Annotated in this window: 16 protein-coding genes, 3 tRNA genes and 1 pseudogene; 9 read left to right on the top strand and 11 right to left on the bottom strand. The window is 69.0% G+C overall.

The genetic code is table 11. The annotated features are described in order from the left end of the window. The first annotated feature begins 73 nt into the window (after positions 1-73). On the top strand, positions 74-700 hold the full coding sequence (locus tag AB3X08_RS08490) for a hypothetical protein (RefSeq protein ID WP_369937583.1): 627 nt from the start codon (positions 74-76) through the stop codon (positions 698-700). A gap of 118 nt (positions 701-818) precedes the next feature. Then, positions 819-992: pseudogene (locus tag AB3X08_RS08485) on the top strand (type II toxin-antitoxin system prevent-host-death family antitoxin). Positions 993-1,106: 114 nt separating this feature from the next. Here the strand turns inward: AB3X08_RS08485 and AB3X08_RS08480 are convergent. From AB3X08_RS08480 to AB3X08_RS08470, 3 genes are all read right to left on the bottom strand, one after another. After that, on the bottom strand, positions 1,107-4,115 hold the full coding sequence (locus AB3X08_RS08480; RefSeq protein ID WP_369937581.1) for a diguanylate cyclase: 3,009 nt from the start codon (positions 4,113-4,115) through the stop codon (positions 1,107-1,109). Between the two features lie 314 nt (positions 4,116-4,429). Next, complete coding sequence (locus AB3X08_RS08475; protein ID WP_369937579.1) at positions 4,430-5,818, bottom strand: ATP-binding protein; 1,389 nt, start codon at positions 5,816-5,818, stop codon at positions 4,430-4,432. Then, positions 5,815-6,540 carry a response regulator gene (locus AB3X08_RS08470; protein WP_369937578.1) on the bottom strand — a complete coding sequence of 242 codons (726 nt, stop codon included), beginning with the start codon at positions 6,538-6,540 and terminating at the stop codon, positions 5,815-5,817. The genes AB3X08_RS08475 and AB3X08_RS08470 overlap by 4 nt, the downstream gene beginning before the upstream one ends. Before the next feature lie 203 nt (positions 6,541-6,743). Between AB3X08_RS08470 and AB3X08_RS08465 the strand changes: the two genes are divergently transcribed. The 3 genes from AB3X08_RS08465 to AB3X08_RS08455 are packed head-to-tail and all read left to right on the top strand — an operon-like array spanning position 6,744 to position 11,459. Further along, the gene (locus AB3X08_RS08465) at positions 6,744-7,991 is read left to right on the top strand and encodes an efflux RND transporter periplasmic adaptor subunit (RefSeq protein ID WP_369937577.1); all 1,248 of its coding nucleotides are present in this window, start codon (positions 6,744-6,746) and stop codon (positions 7,989-7,991) included. 10 nt (positions 7,992-8,001) lie between these two features. Then, on the top strand, positions 8,002-9,960 hold the full coding sequence (locus tag AB3X08_RS08460; RefSeq protein WP_369937575.1) for a MacB family efflux pump subunit: 1,959 nt from the start codon (positions 8,002-8,004) through the stop codon (positions 9,958-9,960). 2 nt (positions 9,961-9,962) lie between these two features. Further along, positions 9,963-11,459, top strand: coding sequence for an efflux transporter outer membrane subunit (locus AB3X08_RS08455; RefSeq protein ID WP_369937574.1), 1,497 nt, complete (start codon positions 9,963-9,965; stop codon positions 11,457-11,459). Between the two features lie 874 nt (positions 11,460-12,333). Here the strand turns inward: AB3X08_RS08455 and rlmB are convergent. The 4 genes from rlmB to AB3X08_RS08435 all read right to left on the bottom strand — a co-directional run bounded on the left by rlmB (position 12,334) and on the right by AB3X08_RS08435 (position 16,801). Beyond that, positions 12,334-13,080 (bottom strand): 23S rRNA (guanosine(2251)-2'-O)-methyltransferase RlmB, encoded by a 747-nt coding sequence (rlmB, locus tag AB3X08_RS08450; protein ID WP_369937573.1) that lies wholly within the window; start codon positions 13,078-13,080, stop codon positions 12,334-12,336. A gap of 455 nt (positions 13,081-13,535) precedes the next feature. Then, positions 13,536-14,006 carry a GFA family protein gene (locus AB3X08_RS08445; protein WP_369937572.1) on the bottom strand — a complete coding sequence of 157 codons (471 nt, stop codon included), beginning with the start codon at positions 14,004-14,006 and terminating at the stop codon, positions 13,536-13,538. 108 nt (positions 14,007-14,114) lie between these two features. Beyond that, complete coding sequence (rnr, locus tag AB3X08_RS08440; protein WP_369937571.1) at positions 14,115-16,577, bottom strand: ribonuclease R; 2,463 nt, start codon at positions 16,575-16,577, stop codon at positions 14,115-14,117. 137 nt (positions 16,578-16,714) lie between these two features. Further along, positions 16,715-16,801 (bottom strand) — tRNA-Leu (locus tag AB3X08_RS08435). Positions 16,802-16,843: 42 nt separating this feature from the next. On the opposite strand from AB3X08_RS08435, the gene AB3X08_RS08430 reads away from it, so the two are divergent. The 3 genes from AB3X08_RS08430 (at position 16,844) to AB3X08_RS08420 (ending at position 17,853) form a co-directional block, all read left to right on the top strand. Next, positions 16,844-17,209: a VirK family protein gene (locus AB3X08_RS08430; RefSeq protein ID WP_369937570.1), complete on the top strand. Its 366-nt coding sequence runs from the start codon at positions 16,844-16,846 to the stop codon at positions 17,207-17,209. A 39-nt stretch (positions 17,210-17,248) separates the two neighbouring features. Next, positions 17,249-17,335, top strand: a tRNA-Leu gene (locus AB3X08_RS08425). Between the two features lie 431 nt (positions 17,336-17,766). Next, positions 17,767-17,853, top strand: a tRNA-Leu gene (locus AB3X08_RS08420). A 506-nt stretch (positions 17,854-18,359) separates the two neighbouring features. Here AB3X08_RS08420 and AB3X08_RS08415 read toward each other — a convergent pair. Then, positions 18,360-18,557 (bottom strand): hypothetical protein, encoded by a 198-nt coding sequence (locus tag AB3X08_RS08415; protein ID WP_369937569.1) that lies wholly within the window; start codon positions 18,555-18,557, stop codon positions 18,360-18,362. Between the two features lie 296 nt (positions 18,558-18,853). Here AB3X08_RS08415 and AB3X08_RS08410 point away from each other — a divergent pair, with 296 nt between their 5' ends. After that, positions 18,854-19,198, top strand: a complete 345-nt coding sequence (locus AB3X08_RS08410; protein WP_184410436.1) for a helix-turn-helix domain-containing protein — start codon at positions 18,854-18,856, stop codon at positions 19,196-19,198. A 191-nt stretch (positions 19,199-19,389) separates the two neighbouring features. On the opposite strand, the gene AB3X08_RS08405 is transcribed toward AB3X08_RS08410, so the two are convergent. From AB3X08_RS08405 to AB3X08_RS08395, 3 genes are all read right to left on the bottom strand, one after another. Further along, on the bottom strand, positions 19,390-20,937 hold the full coding sequence (locus AB3X08_RS08405) for a GDSL-type esterase/lipase family protein (RefSeq protein ID WP_369937568.1): 1,548 nt from the start codon (positions 20,935-20,937) through the stop codon (positions 19,390-19,392). A gap of 150 nt (positions 20,938-21,087) precedes the next feature. Next, a complete protein-coding gene (locus AB3X08_RS08400; protein ID WP_369937567.1) occupies positions 21,088-22,665 on the bottom strand; it encodes a DHA2 family efflux MFS transporter permease subunit in 1,578 nt (525 codons plus the stop codon). Positions 22,666-22,673: 8 nt separating this feature from the next. Then, entirely contained in the window at positions 22,674-23,852 is a 1,179-nt protein-coding gene (locus tag AB3X08_RS08395; protein ID WP_369937566.1) for an efflux RND transporter periplasmic adaptor subunit, read from the bottom strand. Positions 23,853-23,855 lie beyond the last annotated feature (3 nt).

Genomic DNA, 23,855 nt, shown 5'->3' with positions numbered 1-23,855 from the left:
GCGTTCTTATGCGAATTTTCACGTTGCAAGCTGGCGTTAATCGTCAATTTTCATCGAAGAGCTGCTAACCATCATGGGTTATCATCTCATCACTCGCCGGGAAGACGGCACAATTTCCAATCATTTCTCTGAAACCCTAGAGGGATTGTGTAAATTCGATGGCATAGCCGCGGATTCCATCATTTATCAAGCTGCCGAAGAGTGGACACCTTCCGTTGTTGGCGACGATGACACCTATAAACTTCTCGCCGAAGATTGGTTTCGCGCAGGAATTCGAGCCCAATGGCAATTCTTCGAAGAAGCAAAACACCAGAAACTCATCCCAGAAAAAATACACCAAGATAGGGAATCCTTTCAGGCATACACTTCTGCCACAACCAGCCCGATAAAGCGCGGGGATTATTTACTGAGAACAAAAGGCATCGAAATAGAGGTCAAATGCCTAACGCTATATGGCGGCTATTATTATTTGCCTTACTCAGCAATGAAGTCCCATCAAGCCATGCAAGAGCTATCCTCCACTCCTGTCTGGTTCGCAATCTATGAAAGGCAAGCGGACACTCCCGTCCATGGCTCATTGCATATGGTCTCCGTCGCCGCCATTTTCGAGCAAAACAATAAGCTCGTTCAATATGACAAGAGATCCAAATGCCTTCGCGTCCCGCAATCCATGACCAACCAGGGCTTCTCCGGACTCTGATGGCCAGCATTCAATCAAACCGACGCCGTCTCCTGGCGCGGCTCACTTGAGGCGTTAGACCCTTCGCTAACGCTTTCGCACCGAACTCGTCACCGCCCTCAAACGCCAGACTACCGAACTGCTCGCGCACATCAAGCAGGACAAACAGACTTCCTGATTACCCAAAATCGCCTACCCCAGTGTGTATCTGATTGACGTCGAAACCTGTCACCTCATACATCAGCACATGGTGGTGCTAGAGGGCATTGCCCGCGGAGAACAAGCAGTCGCGGAGAGTCGCTTGGCAACCTAGGTCGAAGCCAGAAAACGCCTCGCTCGATGCCTAAATAGCCTGCTCGCAACCGCAGCCGGCTTTGGCCGATCGGGATACGGTGCAGGGCAAGCAGACAAAGGTCTAGAACCAACCTCATCCCACGCACACCCGATCCCGCCCTCCGCTCTTCGCCCGATACAGCGCCACATCCGCGCGCTGCAGCAACTGGCTCGGCGTCTCCTCCCCGCTCAGCGCAACCAGTCCTCCGCTGAAAGTCACCCGCAGCGCCGGCGCGTCGGCCCATTGCAGGCGTGCGTGGAACAGGTCGCGCAGGCGCGACGCCATGCGCTCGGCGTCGGCCGGCGGGGTGTCGCCGAGCAGCACGGCGAATTCCTCGCCGCCCAGACGCGCCGGCAGGTCGGAGCCGCGGCAGGCGCTCAGCAGCAGTTGCCCGACCTCGCGCAGCACCGCGTCGCCGGTGGCGTGCGAGTAGCCGTCGTTGATCTGCTTGAAGCGGTCGATGTCGATCACCAGCAGGCACAGCGGATTGCCGCTGCGCTGCGCGCGGCGCAGCTCGCGCAGCAGCACCTCGTCGAAATGGCGGCGGTTCGGCAGACCGGTCAATGCGTCTTCGTGGGCCTGGCGCTCGAACGCGTCGGCCTGGTGCTGCAGTTCGGCCAGCAGCTGGCTCTTGTCGGCGTCGGCGCGCAGCAGCCGCTCGGTCTGCAGTTGCAGGGCACCGGTGCGCTGCTTGACCAGCCGCTCCAGGCGTAGATTGCGCCGCTTGTAGCGGGCGATCAGGTAGCGGTACAGCGCCACCAGCGCGAGCAGCAGCGCCAGCGCGACAGCGGCCTGCACGCCGCCACGCTGCCACCACAGCGGGGCGACGCTGAAGTGCCAGACCGCCTCGCGCGCGCTCCAGGCGCCATCCGGATGCGCCGCGGCGACACGCAAGGTGTACTCGCCCGGCGGCAGGCCGATGAATTCGACGCTGCGTTGCTGGCCGCGGTCCACCCAGTCCTTGTCCAGGCCGTCGAGCCGGGTGCGGTAGCGGATGCGCTCGGGCAGCAGGTAGCTGAGCCCGACGTAGGACACCGCGATGCGTGTGGCGCCGGGCAGGCGCGACTGGCGCCGCCAGTCGAAGGCATGCCCGTCCAGCAACACGTTCTCGATCGCCGCCGGTGGCGGCAGGCGCTCGCGGAAGCGCTGCAGCCGGTTCGGATCGACCGTACTGACGCCGCCGGCCGTCACCAGCCACACGCTGCCGTCGCCTCGCACGATTTCCGAAGGGCCGGAGCTGCCGTTGCCCTGGGCATTGGCCATGCCGTCGATTTCGTTGTAACGGCTCACCTGCAACCTGCCGGCGCGACCGTCGGCGACCGCATTCAGCGCGTCGGCGCTGGTGCGCAGCACGCCGCGGTTGCTGGTGATCCAGACATTGCCCAGGCGGTCGCGGACCAGCTGGAACACGGTGTCCACCGGCATGCCCTGCTCCAGCCCGACCCGCGCCAGGCTGCCGTCGCGGTCACGGTGCAGGCCGCGGTCGGTGGAGATCCACACGTCGCGGCCCAGCGCCTGGAAGCCGAACACGCTGCGCGCGCCGCCCAGCGGTTCCAGCGGCAGCTGCTGGACGCGGCCGTCGCGCAGCACCGAGGCGCCTTCGACCGAGCCGATCCACAATGCGCCGCCGATGCTGGCCAGCGCGGTGATCAGCCCTTGCGGCAAGCCCGGCACGTCGGCGACGCGCGCCTGCTCGCCGTCGATGCGCACCAGGCCGCGCTGGGTGCCGAGCCACACCGTGCCGGCGCCATCCACGCTGATCGCGCGGACATGCCCACTGGGCAGGCCATCGTCCTTGTCGTAGTGGTGGCGCACGCGGCCGTCACGCAGCCGGTACACGCCGTCGGCATAGGTGCCGACCCACAGGTCGCCGTCGCTGCCGCGCGCCAGGCTCAGCACCGACGGCGCGCTGCCGTTGGCGTTGCGCAGGCCCGATGGCGCGATGCTGCCATCCGCCGCCATCCGGTCCAGGCCGGCGGCGCTACCGATCCACAGCGCGCCGTCGGGCGCTTCCAGCAGCGCGCGCACGTAGTCGCCGCTGAGTCCGTCGCGGCGCGTGTAGCTGGTGAACAGGGTCTCGCGCAGCCGGAACAGACCGCCGTTGGCACCGATCCAGACGCTGCCCTCGGCGTCCTCGAGCAGGCTCACCACGCGCCCGTTGGGCAGCACCTCGCCCGGCGCCATGTGCTCGATGCCGTACCGGCCGATGCGCAGCAGGCCCTGGTTCTCGGTGCCCAGCCACAACGCGCCGTCGCGGTCGCGCAGCATCGCGGTGAAGTGGCCGTAGCCCGGCAGGCGCTGCACCAGCACGGCCTGCTCGCCCTGCAGCCGGTACACGTTCTCGCCGGCCACCAGCCACAGCGTGCCGTCGGCGTCGCGGTACGGCCAGGCCAGCCCGGGCGGCAACCCGAAGGCGGCCGGCGCGCGCCGCAGCACGCCCTGCGCGTCGCGGTACAGCAGGCCGTCGAGGCTGCCGATCCAGACCCGGCCGCGGTCGTCCACGGCGATCCGCGGGAAGCTGTTGGCCAGCGGCAGATCCGGCGGCGCCGGCTGGTAGTCGAAGCGGCCGTCCGGCCACAGGCAGCCCAGGCCGTTGCCTTCGAACAGCAACCACAGCCGCCCCTGGCGGTCCTCGGTCATGGCGTGGATCAGCGCGCGCGGCCAGCCCGGCGGCTGCAGCCAGAAGCGCCAGTTGCCGGCGCGGTCGTAACGGCCCAGGTTGCCGCGCGAATCGCTGAGCCACAACGCGCCGTCGCGGTCCACGTACAGCGCGCCGACGCCGTTGTCGGGCAGGCCGGGCCGGGTGCTGCGGTCGATCACCGCGAAGTCCAGGCCGTTGTAGCGCACCAGGCCTTCCCAGGTGGCGAACCACAGGCGTCCGTCCTGGGTCTGCGCCAGGTCGCGCAACGAGTTGTGCGGCAGGCCGTTGCGCGAGGTCCAGGCATCCACGGCGTAGTCGCGCAGCGGCGGCGGCCCCGCCACGGCCGGGTCGGCGGCTGCGGCCGGACGTATTCCCAGCGACAAGGCGAACAGCGCCAGCAGCAGCCACGCATGCGCGGCGCGGCGGACCGCCGCCGCATGCCCCGATGCCCCCGCCCTCACCGGGTCGATCCGGCCTGGAGAGCGCTAGCGCATGCCATCGATTCCGGTGCGGCGCGCAAGAAGCGCGCGCAGGCGCGGGCCAAACCGGCGCGGTCGCGGGCGGGCGCCGCCGCGCGCTGGCGCAGGGCCACGCCGGCGCCATCGCGGCCCTGCTGGCCGCTCCTGCCAGGCAGTGGACGCCATGCCCCGGGGCACGGCGGCCGGCCAGGATCGGCGAGACGGGGGCGATACTGGCTCATTACCGGAACGGAACACGGGAAGAGCGCACATGGTAGGCAAAAATCCGCCGCCGCGGGTGGACGCGCTTGCGGCGCTCAGCTGCGGCGCAGCGGCGCGGCCCAGTGCACGCAGGCCTCCAGGCCGCCTGCCGGCAGGTTGCGCAGGCGCAGCGTGGCACCGTCCTTCTCGGCCAGCGCGCGGGCGATGGTCAGGCCCAGGCCGGCGCCGCCGGTCTCGCGCGAGCGCGAGGTCTCCAGCCGCACGAACGGATCGAACACCGTCTCCAGTTCGGCCTCGGCGATACCCGGGCCGCGGTCGCGCACATACACACTGAGCGCGCCGTCGGCATGGCGCTCGGCGGCGACCCGCACCGCGCCGCCATACTTCAGGGCGTTGTCGATCAGGTTGGAGAACAGCCGGTGCATCGCCAACGGCCGCAAAGGCAGCACCGCGCCGCAGCCGTGTTCGAACACCGCGTCGGCGCCGGCTTCGGCCGCGTCCTCGACCACGCTCTGCAGCAGCGAATCCAGGTCCAGCGCGGCGCGGCGTTCGGCGGTCTCAGCGCTGCGCGCCAGCTCCAGGCCTTCGCGGATCAACGCCTGCATCGCCGCCAGGTCGCCGATCAGGCGCTCGCGCAGCGCTTCGTCCTGCACGTTCTCCAGCCGCAGCCGCAGCCGCGTGGACGGGGTCTGCAGGTCGTGGGTGATCGCCGCCAGCATCTGCGTGCGTTCGCCAAGGTGCCGCTGCAGGCGCTGCTGCATCGCATTGAAGGCCTGCGCGGCACGGCGCACTTCCAGCGGCCCGCGCACCTGCAGCGGCGGGCGCTGCAGGTCCTGGCCGAGGTCATCGGCGGCGTCGGCCAGCCGCTGCAGCGGCGTGCTGGCGATGCGCGCGACCACATAGGCCAGCAGCGCGATCGCCAGCGCCAGCAGCGACAGGAACAACGGGTCCACCGCCAGCGCGGTCTGCCGCGCGATCGGCTGGGTCTGCAGGCCCAGCCGCAGCGGCGTGCCGTCGTCCAGGCGCAGGGCGATCAGCCGGCAGGTCGGCGGTTCCAGCGCAGCGTCCTCGCGCTCGAAGTCGCGGCGTTGCGGCGGCGGCAGGAAATCCGGGCGCTGCGGCATGCAGGCGGGCATGTCCAGGCGCGACACCTGCGCCTGCGCGAGCGCGCCGCTGCGCGCGCCGAGCACCGCGGCGAACGCCGGGTCCGGCGCCTGCGCGCGTGCCGTGGCCGGCAGGATGCGGATGCCCGGCCCGCCCAGCGACAGCAGCCGCGCGCGCAGTTCCGGGCTGGCGCTCTGCAGCAGTTCGACGAAGCTCTGCAGGCGGTCGGCGGTGCGCTCCATGTTCTGCCGGTCGAATTCCTGGCGGCGCTTGGCATTGGCCAGCAGCGTGGCGAAGCTGGCCGCGCAGGCCATGCCCAGCAGCAGGATCAGGAACAGGCGCCCGGCCATCGAGGCGAAGAACAGGCGCAGCCGCTTCATTCCAGCGCCACCGCCGCGGCCAGCACATAGCCTTCGTTGCGCACGGTCTTGATCAGGCCGTCGCCGCCGCTGTCGCCCAGCTTCTGCCGCAGGCGGCTGATCTGCAGGTCGATCGCGCGGTCCTGCGCCTCGTACTGGCGGCCGCTGCTCAACGCCACCAGCTGTTCGCGCGACAGCACCTTGTTGGCATGGCCGACGAACACCCGCAGCAGGCGGAATTCGGCGCCGGACAGCACCACCACCCTGCCGCCCGGATCGACCAGGTGGCGTTGTTCCAGGTCGAACAGCCAGCCGCCGAAGCGCGCGCGGCGGATCGCCAGCGGCTCCAGGTTGGCCGGCAGCGCCTCGGTCCGGCGCAGCACGTTGCGGATCCGCGCCAGCAATTCGCGCGGCTCGAACGGTTTGGCCAGGTAGTCGTCGGCGCCCATCTCCAGGCCGAGCACGCGGTCGATCGGCTCGCTGCGCGCAGTCAGCATGATCACCGGCGTGCTCGACCTGGCGCGCAGGTCGCGGCACAGGGTCAGCCCGTCCTCGCGCGGCAGGTTCAGGTCGAGCACGATCAGGTCCACGTGTTCGCGCTCCAGCACCTGGCGCATCTGCGCGCCGTCGCTGGCGGTGCTGACCTGGTAGCCGGCGCGGCCCAACTGTTCGGCCAGCAGGGTGCGGATGTCGACGTCGTCGTCGACCACCAGCAGGCGATGCATCGTCGGTTCTTCCTTCATGCGGCGATGATCCATCCTAGCCGATCGGCGCGCGCGCCCGCTGCGTGTCGCCGCGTATCGCCGGCGCGGCCGGAAACACGCCGATACCGGCCACGCTGAACCCGATACACGCCGACACACAACGTGCGTTGAGGCCGCACGGGCGCGGCCGCCATGCTGCTGTCGACGCCGCAGCACGCGGCCAGGCCACAGGTTCCGCCTCCGTGAAATCCGCGCTTCCCACGACACGACGCAACCGGATCGTGCTGTCGATCCTCGCGCTGCTGCTGCTCGCCGCGATCGCGGCCTGGTGGCTGCGCCCGCCGGAAGCACCGACCCTGGCCACCTCGCCGGTGGTGCGCGGCGACATCGAGCAGACCGTCGAGGCCACCGGCACGATCAAACCGTCTCAGCTGGTCAGCGTCGGCGCGCAGGCGTCCGGCCGCATCGAGTCGCTGAAGGTCAAGCTCGGCGACAACGTCAAGGCCGGCGACCTGATCGCCGAGATCGATTCGCGCACACAGCTCAACACGCTCAAGAGCGCGCAGGCGGCGCTGCAGAACGCGCGCGCCACGCGCCAGGTGCAGGTCGCCAACCTGCGCCAGTACGAACTGGCGTTCAAGCGCCAGCAGCAGATGCTGGCCGCCGAAGCCACCTCCCAGGCCGACTACGACAGCGCGCTCGCCACGCTGGAAGGCACCCGCGCGCAGATCGCCGCGCTCGACGCCACCATCGCCGAGCAGCAGACCACGGTGGAAAACGCGCAGACCAACCTCGGCTACACCAAGATCACCGCGCCGATCGACGGCACCGTGGTCGCGGTGGTGTCCAAGCAGGGGCAGACGGTCAACGCCAACCAGAGCACGCCGACCATCGTCATGCTCGGCAACCTCAACATCATGACCGTGTACGCGGAAATCTCCGAAGCCGACGTGGTCAAGACCAAGGAGGGCCAGCCGGTGCACTTCAGCATCCTCGGCAACCCCGACAAGCGCTACACCAGCATCCTGCGCGACATCGCCCCGGCGCCCGAATCGGTGACCAGCGAGGACAGCACCTCCTCGTCCACCTCGTCCTCGTCCACGTCCACCTCCAGTTCGGCGATCTACTACAACGGCCTGTTCGACGTGGACAACGCCGACCGCGAACTGCGCACCTACATGACCGCGCAGGTCAGCATCGTGCTCGGCAAGGCCGACAAGGTGCTGAGCATCCCCTCGGCGGCGCTGGGCGACAAACGCGGCGACGGCCGCTACACGGTGCGGGTGGTCGGCGCCGACGGACGCCCGCAGCCGCGCGCCGTAAGCATAGGCCTCGACAACAACGCGCTGGCCGAAGTGAAGAGCGGCCTGCGCGAGGGCGAGCGGGTGGTGGTCGGCGAGGCCACCGCCGCGACCAAGCAGGCGGCCAGCGAGAAGAACAGCCAGCGCCGCGGCGGCCCCGGCGGCGGCCCACCGCCGATGGGCATGTGAGGCGCCGGCCATGAGCGAAGCCCTGCTGCAACTGCGCGACCTGCGCCGCGAGTTCCCCGCCGGCGACGAGACCCTGGTCGTGCTGCGCGACGTCAACCTGGACATCGCCGCCGGCGAGATGGTGGCCATCGTCGGCCAGTCCGGCTCCGGCAAGTCCACCCTGATGAACATCCTCGGCTGCCTGGACCGGCCCACCGCCGGCAGCTACCGCGTGGCCGGCCGCGCCACCGGCGCGATGCAGCCTGACGAGCTGGCGCAGCTGCGCCGCGAGCACTTCGGCTTCATCTTCCAGCGCTACCACCTGCTCGGCGATCTCGACGCCAGCGGCAACATCGAAGTGCCGGCGGTGTACGCCGGCATGCCGGCGGCGGCGCGCAGCGCGCGCTCGGCCGAGCTGCTGCGCCGGCTGGGACTCAGCGACCGCGCCGGGCACACTCCCGGCAAGCTCTCCGGCGGCCAGCAGCAGCGCGTGTCGATCGCGCGCGCACTGATGAACGGCGGCCAGGTGATCCTGGCCGACGAGCCCACCGGCGCGCTGGACACGCGCTCGGGCGAGGAAGTGATGGCGATCCTCGGCGAGCTGCATGCCGAAGGCCACACCATCATCATCGTCACCCACGACATGGCGGTGGCGCAGCACGCGCAGCGGATCATCGAGATCCGCGACGGCGCGATCATCGCCGACCGCGCCAATCCGGCGATCGACGCGCGCCGCGCCGCACGCCGCCTGCCACCGCCCAGCGCCAGCGGCAACCGCTTCCAGGCGCTGCGCGACCGCTTCACCGAAGCGTTCCGGATGGCGCTGCTGGCGATGAACGCGCACCGCCTGCGCACCTTCCTGACCATGCTCGGCATCATCATCGGCATCGCCTCTGTGGTCTCGGTGGTTGCGCTGGGCAACGGCTCGCAGCAGCAGATCCTGTCCAACATCTCCGCGCTCGGCACCAACACCATCGAGGTCTATCCGGGCAGCGGCTTCGGCGACATGCGCTCGGGCCGGGTGCAGACGCTCAAGGCGCGCGACGCCACCGCGCTGGCGCAGCAGAGCTACGTGGACAGCGCCACGCCCAACGTCTCCACTTCGGTCACCGCACGCTACGGCAACCAGTCGTCCACCGCCCAGGTCAGCGGCGTCGGCGAGCAGTATTTCCGGGTCAAGGGACTGAAGCTGGCCGAAGGCGCGTTCTTCGGCGCCGAGGCGGTGTCGGGCATCGAGCAGGTGGCGGTGATCGACCAGAACACCCGCGCGCAGTTCTTCGGCAGTTCGCCGCGCAGCCCGATCGGCCAGGTGATCCTGCTCGGCAACGTGCCGGTGCGCGTGGTCGGCGTGGCGCAGAAGCAGACCACCGGCTTCGGCAGCAGTTCCTCGCTGAGCGTCTGGGTGCCCTACACCACCGCGATGTCGCGCATGCTCGGGCAGAGCTACGTGTCCAGCATCACCGTGCGCGTGTCCGATGCCACGCCGATGGATGCGGCCGAGCAGGCGGTGACGCGGCTGCTGAAACTGCGCCACGGCAGCGAGGATTTCTTCCTCAGCAACAGCGCCGAGATCCGCGAGACCATCGAGAAGACCACGCAGACGCTGACCCTGATGATCGGCGCGATCGCCGCCATCGCGCTGGTGGTGGGCGGCATCGGGGTGATGAACATCATGCTGGTGTCGGTGACCGAGCGCACCCGCGAGATCGGCGTGCGCATGGCGGTCGGCGCGCGGCAGAGCGACATCATGCAGCAGTTCCTGATCGAGGCGGTGCTGGTGTGCCTGCTCGGCGGCCTGCTCGGGGTCGGCCTGGCGCTGGCGCTGGGTCGGGTGTTCGCCGCGGCCGGCGGCAGCTTCAGCATGATCTTCTCGACCGGCTCGATCGTCGCCGCCTTCGCCTGCTCCAGCCTGATCGGCGTGGTGTTCGGCTTCCTGCCCGCGCGCAACGCCGCGCAACTCGATCCCGTGGAGGCCTTGGCCCGCGAATGAACATGCTCTCCTCGTTGCGCGCGGCGCTGTTGCCGCTGGCATTGCTCGCCACCTTGTCCGGCTGCGTCAGCACCGGCCAATACCGTGCCGCGCCGATCGACGTGCCGCAGCAATACGCCGCCGGCGCCGACCACGCGGGCGGCGCGCGCCAGCCGCTGGCGATGCAGGCCACCTACCCCGCCCAGGACATCGCCGCCGATGCCTGGTGGCAAGGCTTCGGCGATCCGCGCCTGGACCGCCTGGTCGCACGCGCGCTGGCGGTCAACGCCGACCTGGCCACGGCCGGATTGCGCCTGCGCCAGGCGCGGCTGCAGGCCGGCCTGAGCGAGACCGACCTGTGGCCCAGCGCCAGCGGCAGCGTCAGCGCCTCCGGCAGCCGCGCCACCGACCATCACGACGACGTCGCCCGCAGCCATGCCGCCAGCGTGTCGCTGAGCTGGGAGATCGACCTGTGGGGCAAGCTGCGCGCACAGCGCGACGCCGACCGCTGGGAAGCCGAGGCCAGCGACGAGGACCGCGAGAACACCGCACTGGCCCTGGTCGGCGAGGTCTGCAGCCAGTACTGGCAACTCGGTTATCTCAACCAGAGCATCGCCGCGGGCGAGGAAGACCTCGCGCGCCTGGCCAAGACCCTGCAACTGGTGCGGGCGCAGTTCCAGGCCGGCGCCGTGTCGCGCCTGGAAGTGCGCGAGGCCGAGCAGAACCTGGACAGCCAGCGCACCGCGCAGAGCAAGCTGCTGCAGCAACGGGTGGAGGCGCGCACCGCGCTGACCGTGCTGCTGGACGGTCGGCCGTGGCCGCAGGCGGAAGAGCCGCAGAATCTGGACGCGATCGCACGCCCACCGCTGGCGCCGGGCCTGCCTGCGCAACTGCTCGCCCGCCGACCGGACCTGCGCGCGGCCGAACTGCGGCTGCGCAGCGCACTGGCCGACATCAAGGTCACCGCGACCAGCTATTACCCGACCCTGAGCCTGAACGGCTCGCTCGACGGCAGCAGCCCCACGCTGGCCAACGTGCTGAAGAATCCGCTGGCCACACTCGGCGCCGGGCTGACCCTGCCGTTCCTCAACCTGCGCCAGGCCCAGCTCAACACCCGCATCACCGGCACCAGCTACGAAATCGCCGCCAGCACCTTCCGCACCACGCTGTATACCGCCCTGGGCGACGTCGACAACGCCTTGTCGGCGCGCACGCAACTGCAGGTGCAGGTGGCGTCGGCGCAGCGCTCCTTCGACGCCGCCCGCGACGTGGAGCGCATGTACGAAGTGCGCTACCGCAGCGGCGCCAGCGACCTGCGCACCTGGCTGGATGCGCAGCAGACCCGGCGCAGCGCGGAACTGACCCTGGCCCAGGCCAGGCTCGACCAGCTCGACAACGACGTCACCCTGTACCAGGCACTGGGCGGCAGCGGCACCTCGGCTGCGGCCACAGGGACTGCGTCGGCACCGGCAGCATCGGCGGTGGCGAATGCCGCGACCACGGCGATCGCCCAGGATTGAGCCAGAGACGCCTGGCAAGCGGCTTCGGGTGGCCGCGGCGCGCGAAGCGGCAGGCCTGGCGCCGTCGGACTGCGCCGGGCCATCAGCCGCGACGCGCCCAGCCCCAAAAACCTTCTGCCATCGTGCAGTCGGGGCTGAAGCCCTCCCACAGGCACCCAGCCGGCGTTGCCTTCTGCTCCCACCGGAAGCGGCGGCTTCCACCGCAACAATCGAAGTAACCGCACCTTCCGTGCTCGAGATGCCGGCAAGGATGAAGCCCTCCTACAATGCACCAAACCAGCGTCCCAACGCCTTTGTAGGAGCGGCTTCAGCCGCGACAGACTGCATGGCGGCCCTCCCGCTTTCGGATAGCACCGAGAGGCCGAAGCCCCTTCAAGCGCAACCGGCAGTGCATCCCGCGCCCACCGTGGGAGCCACTAATAATCCAAAAAAGCACACCGACGCATTTGCAAGACGCCGACACGCCCAGCCCGCAGGTTCCGGCATCGATGCGTTCGAGATGCCATGAAGCGGCAAAGGCGCATTGGCGATGGACTCGGTGGCGTTACGGCCGCGTTTTTCAGGGATGCTTTGGCATTACGGCCACTTCGTCCTCCTGTCGCGGCTGAAGCCGCTCCTACAACATGCGCCATGCTCTTGTAGGAGCGGCTTCAGCCGCGACAGGAACGACACGCCATCGCACGCGCAGCATGCGGCTTGCGGCTTGCGGCTTGCGGAACGAAGTTATTAGAGGCGCCCTGAAGTCGCGACGAACGAAGCGGAAGAGTCAAACGATTTCGGCCTCGGTCGGGCTGAAGCCCCTCCTACAACGGCACCATCCCGGCACACCCGTCACTCGCGCAGCAATCTACGCGCCCCAAGCGCACCCGCAGCCTCAGCCCATGCGCTGCCGCACCGCCTCGAACAGGGTCACGCCGGTCGCCACCGACACGTTGAGGCTCTCGATATCGCCCGGCATCGGAATCTTGACCAGGCCGTCGCAGTGCTCGCGGGTCAGGCGGCGCAGGCCGTCGGATTCACCGCCCAGCACCAGCGCCACGTTGCCGCGCAGGTCCTGCGCGTACAGCGAGGTGTCGGCCTCGCCGACCAGGCCGTAGATCCACACGCCCTGCTTCTGCAGGTCGCGCAGGCAGCGCGCCAGGTTGGTCACCGCCACGATCGGAATGCGATCGGCGGCGCCGGCCGAGGTCTTGCGCACGGTGGCGTTGACCGGTGCCGACTTGTCCTTCGGAATCACCACCGCGGTCGCGCCAGCCGCAGCCGCGCTGCGCAGGCAGGCGCCAAGGTTGTGCGGATCCTGCACGCCGTCGAGCACCAGCAGCAGCGCGCGGCCTTCGGCGGCGGTCACCAGGCCTTCCAGTTCGTTCTCGCCCCAGGTACGCGCCGCCGCATAGCGCGCGGCCACGCCCTGATGCCGCACCGAGCCACCGACGCCGTCCAGCGCCTGGGTGTTGACCCGCCGCACCTCGATGCCCTTGCGCCGCGCGTTCTCCTCGATCTCCACCAGCCGCGGGTTCTTGCTGCCCGCCTCGACCAGCACTTCGCGCACGTTGTCGGCATCGTTCTCGATCGACGATGCCACGGCGTTGACGCCGACGATCCACTGGTTCTGCTTGCTCATGAGGCGGGGGCTGCGAGGAGGAAAGCGGGCATGGTAGGCGTTGCGGCTGCTCGCGTCACATGGTGGGGCTGGGAATGGGGAATTGGGACTGGGGAATAGGAAGTGCGGCGTCAGTGGCTTCCCGATTCCGCGCGCGAGGATGCAGCCGAGCCTCGGCGGTCAGTGCGGCGCTTGGGCTGCGCGCGTCGCGGCTGAAGCCGCTCCTACAGGAGGCGTTGGCTCGGCTTGCTTAGCGGCATGCAGGCATTGCGCCAGCCCGTGCGGAACCGCACCGAAGCGCCTGCGCCATCGTAGAGGGGCGGGCGCACGCCGGTGGCCAATGCGGCGCAGTTCCCAGAATACGCCCACACCATGCCGTCGCGCAGCGCGCCGCGGCCTGCTTGAGCGACGACAGACCGTCGCGCAGGCGCCCGCTGCGACCGGGCTTGCCCGCCTCGGCCGGCCAGCATCCTGACTCAGCCCGGCCAGCGTTCGGTGTCGTGGTCCGGATGCTGGTACGACACCACCTGCGCCAGGAACGGCGCCGCGTCCAGATCGCCATCGGTGCGGATCGCGGTCAGCCGGTGCAGGCCGTCCACGAACGGCAGCTTGCCTTCCAGCCCGTACTGGATCCGCGGCGGCAGCGCCGCCGGATCGTCGAACGCGCCGGCGGCCACGGCGACGCCGTCCGGCGCCTCGTAGGTCAGCGGCGTGCCGCAGTCGCCGCAAAAACCGCGCCGCACCAGATTGGACGATTGGAAATGCTTCAGCGCCCCGCGCGTCCACAGCAACTCGGCGCCGCGCGTGGACACCAGCGGCGCGTAATAGGCGCCGAACGCCTTCTGGCACATCCGGCAATGGCAGATAGAAGCATCGTCCAGCCGGCCGCGTACCCGGAAGCGCACCGCACCGCACTGGCAACCGCCGCTGTACTCGTCGTGGTCCATGTCTGCTCTCCGTTGCGAATCGCATCGCGCAGGAAACGCCCCCCGCGCCTCGCGCAGGGAGCCAGCGATCGCGGCGGCCGCCACGCGACCGGCCGCGATCCTGCGCCGTCAGTACTTCTTTTTCTTGCGCTTGGCCGGCTGCTGCCCGCGTTCCGGCGGCGGCGGCATGTCGGTCATCGGCTCGCCTTCCACCACCAGGCGGAAATCGATCTTGCGTTCTTCCATGCTCGCCTTCAGCACCAGGATGCGGACCCGGTCGCCGAGGCGGAACTGCATGCCGCGGCGTTCGCCGGACAGGGTCTTGCGCACCGCGTCGAACTGGTAATAGTCCTGCGGCAGCTGGGTCACGTGGATCAGGCCGTTGACCTTGGACTGGTCCAGCTCCACGAACAGGCCGAAGCTGGTGACGCCGCTGACCACGCCGTCGAACTGGCCGCCGACATGCTTTTCCATCCACGCCGCGCGGTAGCGCTCGTCGACCTCGCGCTCGGCCTCGTCGGCACGGCGCTCGCGTTCGGAGCACTGCAGCGCCAGCGCCGTCATCTCGCGCGGCGAATACAGGTACTTGTCCGGCGCGCCGCGGGTCAGCGCGTACTTGATCGCGCGGTGCACCAGCAGATCCGGATAACGGCGGATCGGCGAGGTGAAGTGCGCATACGCCTCCAGCGCCAGGCCGAAGTGGCCTGCGTTGTCCGGCGAGTACACCGCCATGCTCTGGCTGCGCAGCAGCACCGACTCCAGCAAGGCCGCGTCGGGGCGCTCGCGCACCTTCTTCAGCAGCTTGGTGTAGTCGCCCGGCACCACCTTGTTCCACGGCGGCAGGCTCAGCTTGAATTCCTTGAGGAACTCCAGCAGGTCGGCGTACTTCGACTCCGGCGGCCGCTCGTGCACGCGGTACGGCGCCGGGATGCGCGCCTCCAGCAGGTGCCGCGCCGCCGCCACGTTGGCGGCGATCATGCATTCCTCGATCAGCTTGTGCGCGTCGTTGCGCACCAGCATGCCGGCCTGGGTCACCTCGCCGGTGTTGTCGAGCACGAAGCGCACTTCCGAGGTCTCGAACTCGATCGCGCCACGGCGCGAACGCGCCTTGGCCAGCACCTGGTACAGCTGGTACAGGCGCTCGAGGTGCGGCAGCACCGCAGCCACGTCCTTGCGCACCTGCTCGTCCTTCTCGCCCACCGCCTGCCACACCTGGTCGTAGGTGAGCCGCGCGTGCGAGTTCATCACCGCCTCGTAGAAGCGTGCGCCGGTCACCTCGCCCTGGCGGTCGATCTGCATGTCGCAGACGAAACACATGCGGTCGACCTTGGGGTTGAGCGAACAGATGCCGTTGGACAGCGTCTCCGGCAGCATCGGCACCACGAAACCCGGGAAATACACCGAGGTCGCGCGCTTGACCGCCTCGGTGTCCAGCGGCGTGCCCGGACGCACGTAGTGCGACACGTCGGCGATCGCCACAACCAGGCGGAACCCTTCCGCGTTCGGTTCGCAGAACACCGCGTCGTCGAAGTCCTTGGCGTCGGCGCCGTCGATGGTCACCAGCGGCGTCTGCCGCAGGTCCACGCGGCCCTTGATCGCCGCCGGCTCCACCGTCAGCGGCACCGCCGCGGCCTCGTCCAGCACTTCCTGCGGGAATTCGTACGGCAACTCGTGGCCATGGATCGCCGCTTCCACCAGCAGCGACGGGGTCAGCTTGTCGCCGAGCACGGCGATGATCTTGCCGATCGGCGGGCGACGCCCATCCGGAGTGGAGGTCAGTTCGCACACCACCAGCTGGCCGTCGCGGGCCTCGCCCGTCGCATCGATGGGGATCTGCACGTTGCGCTGGATGCGCTTGTCGTCCGGCACCACGTAGGCGATGCCGCCTTCCATGCTGAAGCGGCCGATCAGGCGGGTCAGGCCGCGCTCGAGCACCCGCGCGATGCTGCCTTCGCGGCGGCCGCGGCGGTCGATGCCGGTGACGTTGGCCAGGGCGCGGTCGCCATGCAGCACCTTGCGCATTTCGTAGGGCGGCAGGAACAGATCGTCGCCGCCTTCGTCCGGACGCAGGAAGCCGAAACCGTCGGGATTGGCGATCACCACGCCGGGAATCAGATTGGTCTGCTGCACCGGCGCATAGCCGCCGCGGCGGTTCTGCACCAGCTGCGCCTCGCGCAGCATCGCGCCCAGGCGCTTGCTCAACGCCTCCATGCGCGACGGCTCGGTCAGGCCCAGTTGCCCGGCCAGTTCCTCGAGCGTCTGCGGGCCGTCGCAACGGTCCAGCAACTGCAGGATCGCCTCGCGGCTGGCGATCGGCTCAGCATAGCGCTCGGCCTCGCGGGCGGCGTACGGATCGACCACCGGTGCGGGCGGCTTCTTGCGCGAGGACGGCGCGGACACCGGCTCGGGTGGATGCAGCGGCTGCAACGGCGGCTTGGGACTGCGCCGCAGGAAACTGGGGAGGCTGGGCATCCACGACGGCATCTTGGATTTCTTCGGCGGCGGAGCCGCCGGGGTGCCGGCCTTGCTGGCGGGCGTATCGTGGGATGCGGATTTGCCGGACTTGCCGGACTTGGCTTTTCTATTGGTCATCTGCCCATGGTACTCGCTGGGTCGTCAACACACGCAAACCGGCGGCCAGGCCCTGGCGGCAGAGACCCCCAGAAACGACGAGGCCCGCGTCAGCGGGCCGGTCGTTGCGGGAATTCAGCGCTCCCGCGTCTTGCATATGGTGCCCAGAAGAGGACTCGAACCTCCACGAAGTTGCCCCCGCTAGCACCTGAAGCTAGTGCGTCTACCAATTCCGCCATCTGGGCGATGGAAGCCGCGAATTTTGCAGGCGCCGCGCGCCCTTGTCAATGCCGACGTGCAACGCGCGTTCCGCGGGCTACCCACCGCCAGAGGCGCGCCTGATTCCGCGATGCCCTGATCGCTCGATTGCCCGGTCGCCGGAGAGCGACGCCTCGGCCGCGATCGCGATCGACCTGAGCCAGTGCAGGCCCGGTACCGACAACGCCACTCCGACCCAGCCCCGTGGCGGCCTGCGCATTGGCACATATCGGTTGACCGAAGGCCGCACTGCCCTGCTACCGGCAGAACGGCGCCACGCTCGGCTACCGCTGCGCGATCTATCAGGGCCTGCACTTCACTGCCAGCTGACGCATCGGCCTGCGGCCGCGCGCCGCTGGCACGGCACAGCCGAAGCGCGCTTAAACGCCGCTTGACAGCGACGCGCGCACCCGACAAAATTCTCGGCCTGTATCGCCCAGGTGGCGGAATTGGTAGACGCACTAGCTTCAGGTGCTAGCGGGGGCAACTTCGTGGAGGTTCGAGTCCTCTCCTGGGCACCATTCGATACAGCAGCAAAGAAAAACCCGCTTCGGCGGGATTTTTTTTGCCCGGCGTTCGCGGCCGTGACGCGATGGTTCGCGCGGCGGCGCCAGCGCACTCTTCCGTGCAGGCCTGCGTGGACGTTCTTCTGCAACGACTCGTCCCGAGGATTCGGCGGCAATGGCGTGTCCGGGCTGAAGTCCCCTCCTACGACGCCAGCCACTGACGCGTCGAACCGCACAGCGCTCGGCGATTCCCGATGCGACCGATGTCTCCCATCACCCAGGCCGCGATGTCGCGAACGGAACTCATGCCTCCGATCGCTCCGCATGCGCGGCCAGTTGAGGGAGCGATGCGGCGAACAACAGCGGCTGTCGCGTAACCGCCGCGCTGTACCAAAAAACTTGCTTGACAGTCCCACGCGCTGCCAGCAGAATTCCGCGCCTGTATCGCCCAGGTGGCGGAATTGGTAGACGCACTAGCTTCAGGTGCTAGCGGGGGCAACTTCGTGGAGGTTCGAGTCCTCTCCTGGGCACCATCGATACGGCAAGCGTTGTAAGGAAAACCCGCTTCGGCGGGTTTTTTGTTGCCTGCGTCTCAGCCGATGCCCGCCATCAGGGCACCTCTAATAATCCCCAAAAGCATGTCGATGCACTTGCGAGATGTCGACACGCCTAGCCCGCAGGTTTCGGCATCGAGACGTTCCAGATGCCATGGAGTGGCTAAGGCGCATTGGCGGTGGACGGTGGCGTTGCAGCCGCGTTTTCATGGACGCTTTGGCATCACGGCCGCTTCGTCCTCCTGTCGCGGCTGAAGCCGCTCCTACACGAGCAAGGCGCGCGTGTGTAGGAGCGGCTTCAGCCGCGACAAAAAAAAGAACACGCCATCGCCACGCGCAGCGTGCAGCGTGCAGCTTCAGAAATGGAGTTATTAAAGGCGCCCTTCAGGCGGCGGCCAACGATTCCGCGCCCGCATTGCCGCAACGTATGTCACCACGCCAGGCAGCGCACGGCGCTGCGCCGCACGCAATCGGCCGCCGCGCACTCAGCGATACGGCGGGCGAAACGCGCCGATGTCCACACGCACGCCATCCACCCACACCGCGACCATGTACGCACGATAGCCCGGGTTGTGGCGCTCGGCGGCGCGCGCCGCCAGATATGCGTTGGCGGCGTGGACCAGCACGTACACCGCCGGCTCCAGCTGCGCCACGCGCCGCAGCTTCACTTCGTAGGTGGCCATGCGCCACCCTCCGTCGCGGCGGCGGCCGCACCACGCTCGCGCGTCGTGGCGCGGCCGGTCCTGGGAAGAAACGCCACGCGGCGCCGCTGCGCCGTGGCTGCAACGGCAATGGAAAATAGGCGAAATACCATGCACTCCTCGGTCGTCCGTGTCCGCTGTGCGCGCCATCACGTGTCAGCGCGGCCCGCACCGCCAAAGTATCGAATCTCCGAACATCTAGAGTCAAGCATGGCTGTACGACAAGGTTACGGATGCTCCATATCTTGGTAGGCCCCGTAACTGCAAGGCCCACCGCGATGAAAAGCTTCGGCGACCGTTTGCGCGAAGCCAGGAAAGCCGCCGGGCTCACCCAGGAACAATTGGGCTTCGCACTCGGCGTGACCAAGTCGTCGGTGTCGGCGTGGGAGAACGATCGCGAGACCCCGAGCTTCCGCCTGTTGCCCAACCTGCGCGGCGTGCTCAAGCGTTCGCTGGACGAACTGATCTGCGGCCAGGGCGGCGCGCGCCTGCACGACCTGCCGGCCGATTACGCGCTGCAGGCGCACGACACGCACGAGCAGGCGCTGCTGACCCGCTACCGCAATCTGCCGGCGCGGCGCCGCGAAGCGGTGCTGGAACTGCTGAAGCCGGACAAGGGCTGAGCGCGCAGCATTCGCCGGCAAGGGATTCCCGCCACGGGCGCCTAGCGCCTGCCCTCGGCCTCCGGCGCATGGAGTGCGGGGTTGGCCTGCGCCACCACCGTAGGAGCGGCTTTAGCCGCGACACGCGTTACCGATAGCGCCTGTCGCGGCTGAAGCCGCTCCTACAGTGGCTATCTCTCCCTGTCGGTGCTTTAACCGCCGACGCCGATCTCGCGCAGCGCCTCGCCCCAGATCCGGTAACCGTCCTCGTTGGGATGGGTACTGTCGGGCATCAGCGCCTGCGGCAGGCGCCCGTCGGGCTGCAGGAAGCGCGCGCCGATATCCAGCCAGCGCACCGCCGGATCGTGGCCGAAGCGCGCGGCCAGCAGGCGATTGGTCTGCGCGATCGGGCCGCGCAACGGCCCGTCGGCGGCGAAGCCGCGCGGGAAGATCCCCATCAGCACGATCTTGCTGCGCGGCAGCCGCTGGCGCACCTCGGCGACCACCGCGGCCACGCCGTCGGCCGCTTCCTGCGGCGTGCTGGCGCGCGCGTTCTCGGTGCCGGTGAGGTTGTTGGTGCCGATGTTGATCACCACCCAGCGCGGCGCCAGGCCGTCCACTTCGCCCTGCCGCAGCCGCCACAGCACGTTCTGGGTGCGATCCCAGCCGAAGCCCAGGTTCAACACCCTGGCCTTGCCGAAGGTGCGCTGCCAGGCCTGCGCGCCGCTGACCCGCACGGCCTGCGGCGGCCCGGCCCAGAAGTGGGTGATCGAGTCGCCGAGCATCACCACGTCCGGCTGCAACCCGCGCGCCGCGTCCAGCGCCGCGTGGTGGCGTGCGTACCAGTCGTAGGAATCCTGCTCCAGCCACGGCACCGGGATGAGCGCGGGATTGACCTCGGTCATCGCCGCCAGCGGCACCCGCGGCGGCTCGCCGAGCAGGCGCGCCAGGGTCGGCTCGATCGCCTCGGCCATAAGCCGCTGGCCGCGCGTGTCCGGATGCAGGGCGCCGCCCGGCGGATGCAGCCGCGGGTCGTAGAACAGGCTCTGGTCGAGCGCGCCGTCCTTGCGAAAGACCGAGCCGATGTCGAGATACGCGACGCGCGGATTGTCGCCGTAGCGCACCGCCAGGGCACGGTTGACCTCGGCGTCGCGCGCGCGCTTCTGCGCCGATCCGGCGCTGGGCAGCAGGCCGAGCAGCAGGATGCGGGTCTTCGGCAGGCGCTGCTCCAGGGTCGCCACCACCGCGTCGATGCCGCGCACCGTGTCCGCGGCGCTGTGCTGCTCGTGCCCGGTGTTGTTGGTGCCGATCAGCAGCATTGCGACCTTGGGCTGCAGGCCATCCACTTCGCCGTGCTGCAGCCGCCACAGCACATGCTCGGTGGCATCGCCGCTGAACCCCAGGTTCAGCGCGCCGCGGCTGCCGTAGAAGGTCTGCCAGGTCGGCTGGAAATCCTCGTCCGGCGCATTCGCCTTGTCGTAGTTGTGGGTGATCGAGTCGCCGATCAGCAGCAGCGGCGTATCCGGGTGCGCGCGCGCCTGCTCCAGCACCTGCTGGTGGCGCTGTGCCCACCAGGCTTCGTGCAGGCGGTCGGTCGGCGTGATCGCTGCCGCGCTCGGCTCGGCCTGCGCGCTGGCGCTGCCGATGCCGAGGGCGCCAAGGCACAGCAGCAGCGTCGCAGACCGCAGCGCGCGCGCGGCGCCGCGACGCGGCCGCGGGGAATCCGGGCGAGACCACAAGGCGCGCAGAAAACGCTGCATGTCCGAACCTGCCGATACGTGCGAGGGAGCGGCATTCTGGTCCGCCGGTCGCCGCGGCGGCAAGCGCGGCGCTGGCAGGCGCCGGGCGCATCCCGCACATAAACGAAACCCCGCACGCGGCGGGGTTTCGTCGTTGCCGGCGCGCCGGACTCAGTGACCGCCCGCGGCCGCCGCCCCGCCACCGCCCGCGAACGGCGGCTTGGCCAGCCACAGGAAGAAGATGATGCCCAGGAAGGTCCAGCCCAGCAGGTAGAAGATGTCGTTGAAGCCCATCTGCGAGGCCTGGTGATTGATGGTGTTGTTGAGGAAGGCGGCACCGGTCTGCAGGTCGCCCTGCCCCATCGCCTGTACCTGCTCCTGCATCCCTGGCGTATACGTGGAGATGTGCTCGGTGAGGTGCGCATGGTGCAATTGCGTGCGCTTGGCCCACAGGTAGGTGGTCAGCGAGGCGGCGAAACTGCCGCCCAGCGTGCGCAGGAACGTGGCCAGGCCGGAACCGGCGGCGATCTCGCGCCCGTCCAGATCCGACAGCAGGATCTGCAGCACCGGCATGAAGAACAGCGCCACGCCCACGCCCATCAGCAACTGCACCCCGGCCACGTGGGCGAAATCGACCTGCAGGTTGAAGTCCGAGCGCATGAAGCTGGTCGCCGCCATGAAGATGAAGGCGACGCTGGCGAGCATGCGCAGGTCGAAGCGCGAGGCGTACTTGCCGACGAACGGGGTCATCAGCACCGGCAGGATGCCGATCGGCGCGGTGGCCAGGCCGGCCCAGATCGCGGTGTAGCCCATGTCGCGTTGCAGCCACTGCGGAATCAGCAGCGACACGCTGAAGAACGCGGCGTAGGCCACGATCAGCGCCATGGTGCCGGCGCGGAAGTTGCGGTGGCGGAACAGGCGCAGGTTGACGATCGGATCCTTGTCGGTCAGTTCCCAGATCAGGAACACCGCCAGCGCCACCGCCGAGATCGCGGCCAGCACCACGATCTTGTCCGAACTGAACCAGTCCTCGTCGTTGCCCAGGTCCAGCACCAGCTGTAGGCAGCCGACGCCGATGATCAGGGTGATCAGGCCGACGTAGTCCATGCGCGGGCGCTCGGTCGGTTCCGGACGGTCGCGCAGCTGCGAGCCGACCACGATCGCGGCGATGATGCCCAGCGGCACGTTGATCAGGAAGATCCATTCCCAGCTGTAGTTGTCGGTGATCCAGCCGCCCAGGATCGGGCCGGCGATCGGCGCGACCACGGTGATCATCGCCAGCAGCGCCAGGGCCTGCCCGCGTTTCTCGCGCGGGTAGATCGACACCAGCAGGCTCTGCGTGATCGGGTACATCGGCCCGCACACGAAGCCCTGGATCGCGCGCGACACCACCAGCATGCCCATGCTCTGCGCCAGGCCGCACAGCAGCGAGGCGATGGTGAAGGACAGCGTGGCCCACACGAACAGCTTGGTCTCGCCGAAGCGGCGGCTGAGGAAGCCGGTCAGCGGCAGCGCGATCGCATTGCTGACCGCGAACGAGGTGATGACCCAGGTCGCCTGCTGCGAACTGGCGCCGAGGTTGCCAGCGATGGTCGGCAGCGAGACGTTGGCGATGGTGGTGTCGAGCACCTGCATGAATGAGGCCATCGCCAGGCCCACCGTGCACAAGGCCACGCTGGGCGGGCGGAAGCCCATCGCCGGTGCGCCCGGAGCCCCGGGCGCGGCAGGAGTGGCAGCTTGGTTGGACATGGCCGGACTCAGTTCGCCTTGGCGTCGGGCAGGTTGGCGTGGATGATCTGCGCGATGGCCTCGTCGGCCTGGCTCAGCTGCTGCGCATAGACGTCGGTGTCCAGCAGCGTGCCGGTGGCGAACTTGGTCGGCAGCACGCCGCCGTTCTGCTGGTGCAGGTTCACGTCCACCTTCATCGACAGGCCGATGCGCAGCGGGTTCTGCGCCAGCTGCTTGGAATCGATGGCGATGCGCACCGGCACGCGCTGCACGATCTTGATCCAGTTGCCGCTGGCGTTCTGCGCCGGCAGCAGCGAGAACGCGCTACCGGTGCCCAGGCCCAGGCTCTGCACCGTGCCCTGGTAGCGCACCGCGCCACCGTACAGGTCCGACTCCAGTTCCACCGGCTGGCCCAGGCGCATGTGCTTGAGCTGGGTTTCCTTGAAGTTGGCTTCCACCCACACCTGCTCCAGCGGCACCACCGCCATCAGCGCGGTGCCGGGCTGCACGCGCTGGCCGACCTGCACCGAGCGCCGTGCGACGTAGCCGGACACCGGCGCGACGATCGCGCTGCGGGCGTTGTTGAGGAACGCCTGGCGCACCTGCGCGGCGGCGGCCTGCACGTCGGGCTGGTGGGCCACGCCGTTGTCGTCGATCAGCGCGCGGTTACGCTCCACCGTCTCGCGCGAACCGCTGACCGCGGCCTCGGCGGCGGCCAGCTGGTCGCGCGCATGCGCCAGTTCTTCGGCGGAAATCGCGCCGGTGGCGACCAGGCTGGCGCGGCGGGCGACGTCGGCACGGGCGCGCTGCAGGGTCACCTGCTGCGACGACAGTTCGGCCTGCGCGCCTTGCACGCTGCGGAACAGGCCGCGCACCTGGCGTACGGTGCGCGCCAGATTGGCCTCGGCCTGCTGCAGCGCGACCTGGGTGTCGGCCGGATCGAGCTTGACCAGCAACTGGCCGCGCTCCACGCGCATGCCGTCGTCGGCGCCGATGCTGACCACGGTGCCGGCCACCATCGGCGTGATCTGCACCAGGTTGCCCTGCACGTAGGCGTCGTCGGTGTCTTCGTGCCAGCGGCCGGAGACGAAGTACCAGATCGCCAGCGCGATCAGCACCAGCACCACCAGCACGGCCAGGCCGCGCAGCAGCATGCCGCGCCGGCTGGGGGCGGGAGCGGAGGAATCGGGGGTCGTTGTCTGATTCATTGC

Source organism: Xanthomonas sp. DAR 34887 (assembly GCF_041245805.1).
Lineage (GTDB): Bacteria > Pseudomonadota > Gammaproteobacteria > Xanthomonadales > Xanthomonadaceae > Xanthomonas_A > Xanthomonas_A tesorieronis.
Note: the sequence above shows the minus strand (reverse complement) of the source record. Positions and strands in the feature narration are given on the sequence as shown.

Coding starts and splice junctions, on each gene's coding strand:
- AB3X08_RS08445 (WP_369937572.1), bottom strand. CDS start 14,006: ATGGACCACGACGAGTACAGCGGCGGTTGCCAGTGCGGTGCGGTGCGC.
- AB3X08_RS08400 (WP_369937567.1), bottom strand. CDS start 22,665: ATGTCCAACCAAGCTGCCACTCCTGCCGCGCCCGGGGCTCCGGGCGCA.
- AB3X08_RS08475 (WP_369937579.1), bottom strand. CDS start 5,818: ATGAAGCGGCTGCGCCTGTTCTTCGCCTCGATGGCCGGGCGCCTGTTC.
- rlmB (WP_369937573.1), bottom strand. CDS start 13,080: ATGAGCAAGCAGAACCAGTGGATCGTCGGCGTCAACGCCGTGGCATCG.
- AB3X08_RS08470 (WP_369937578.1), bottom strand. CDS start 6,540: ATGAAGGAAGAACCGACGATGCATCGCCTGCTGGTGGTCGACGACGAC.
- AB3X08_RS08455 (WP_369937574.1), top strand. CDS start 9,963: ATGCTCTCCTCGTTGCGCGCGGCGCTGTTGCCGCTGGCATTGCTCGCC.
- AB3X08_RS08410 (WP_184410436.1), top strand. CDS start 18,854: ATGAAAAGCTTCGGCGACCGTTTGCGCGAAGCCAGGAAAGCCGCCGGG.
- rnr (WP_369937571.1), bottom strand. CDS start 16,577: ATGACCAATAGAAAAGCCAAGTCCGGCAAGTCCGGCAAATCCGCATCC.
- AB3X08_RS08460 (WP_369937575.1), top strand. CDS start 8,002: ATGAGCGAAGCCCTGCTGCAACTGCGCGACCTGCGCCGCGAGTTCCCC.
- AB3X08_RS08490 (WP_369937583.1), top strand. CDS start 74: ATGGGTTATCATCTCATCACTCGCCGGGAAGACGGCACAATTTCCAAT.
- AB3X08_RS08430 (WP_369937570.1), top strand. CDS start 16,844: ATGCCGACGTGCAACGCGCGTTCCGCGGGCTACCCACCGCCAGAGGCG.
- AB3X08_RS08395 (WP_369937566.1), bottom strand. CDS start 23,852: ATGAATCAGACAACGACCCCCGATTCCTCCGCTCCCGCCCCCAGCCGG.
- AB3X08_RS08415 (WP_369937569.1), bottom strand. CDS start 18,557: ATGGCCACCTACGAAGTGAAGCTGCGGCGCGTGGCGCAGCTGGAGCCG.
- AB3X08_RS08405 (WP_369937568.1), bottom strand. CDS start 20,937: ATGCAGCGTTTTCTGCGCGCCTTGTGGTCTCGCCCGGATTCCCCGCGG.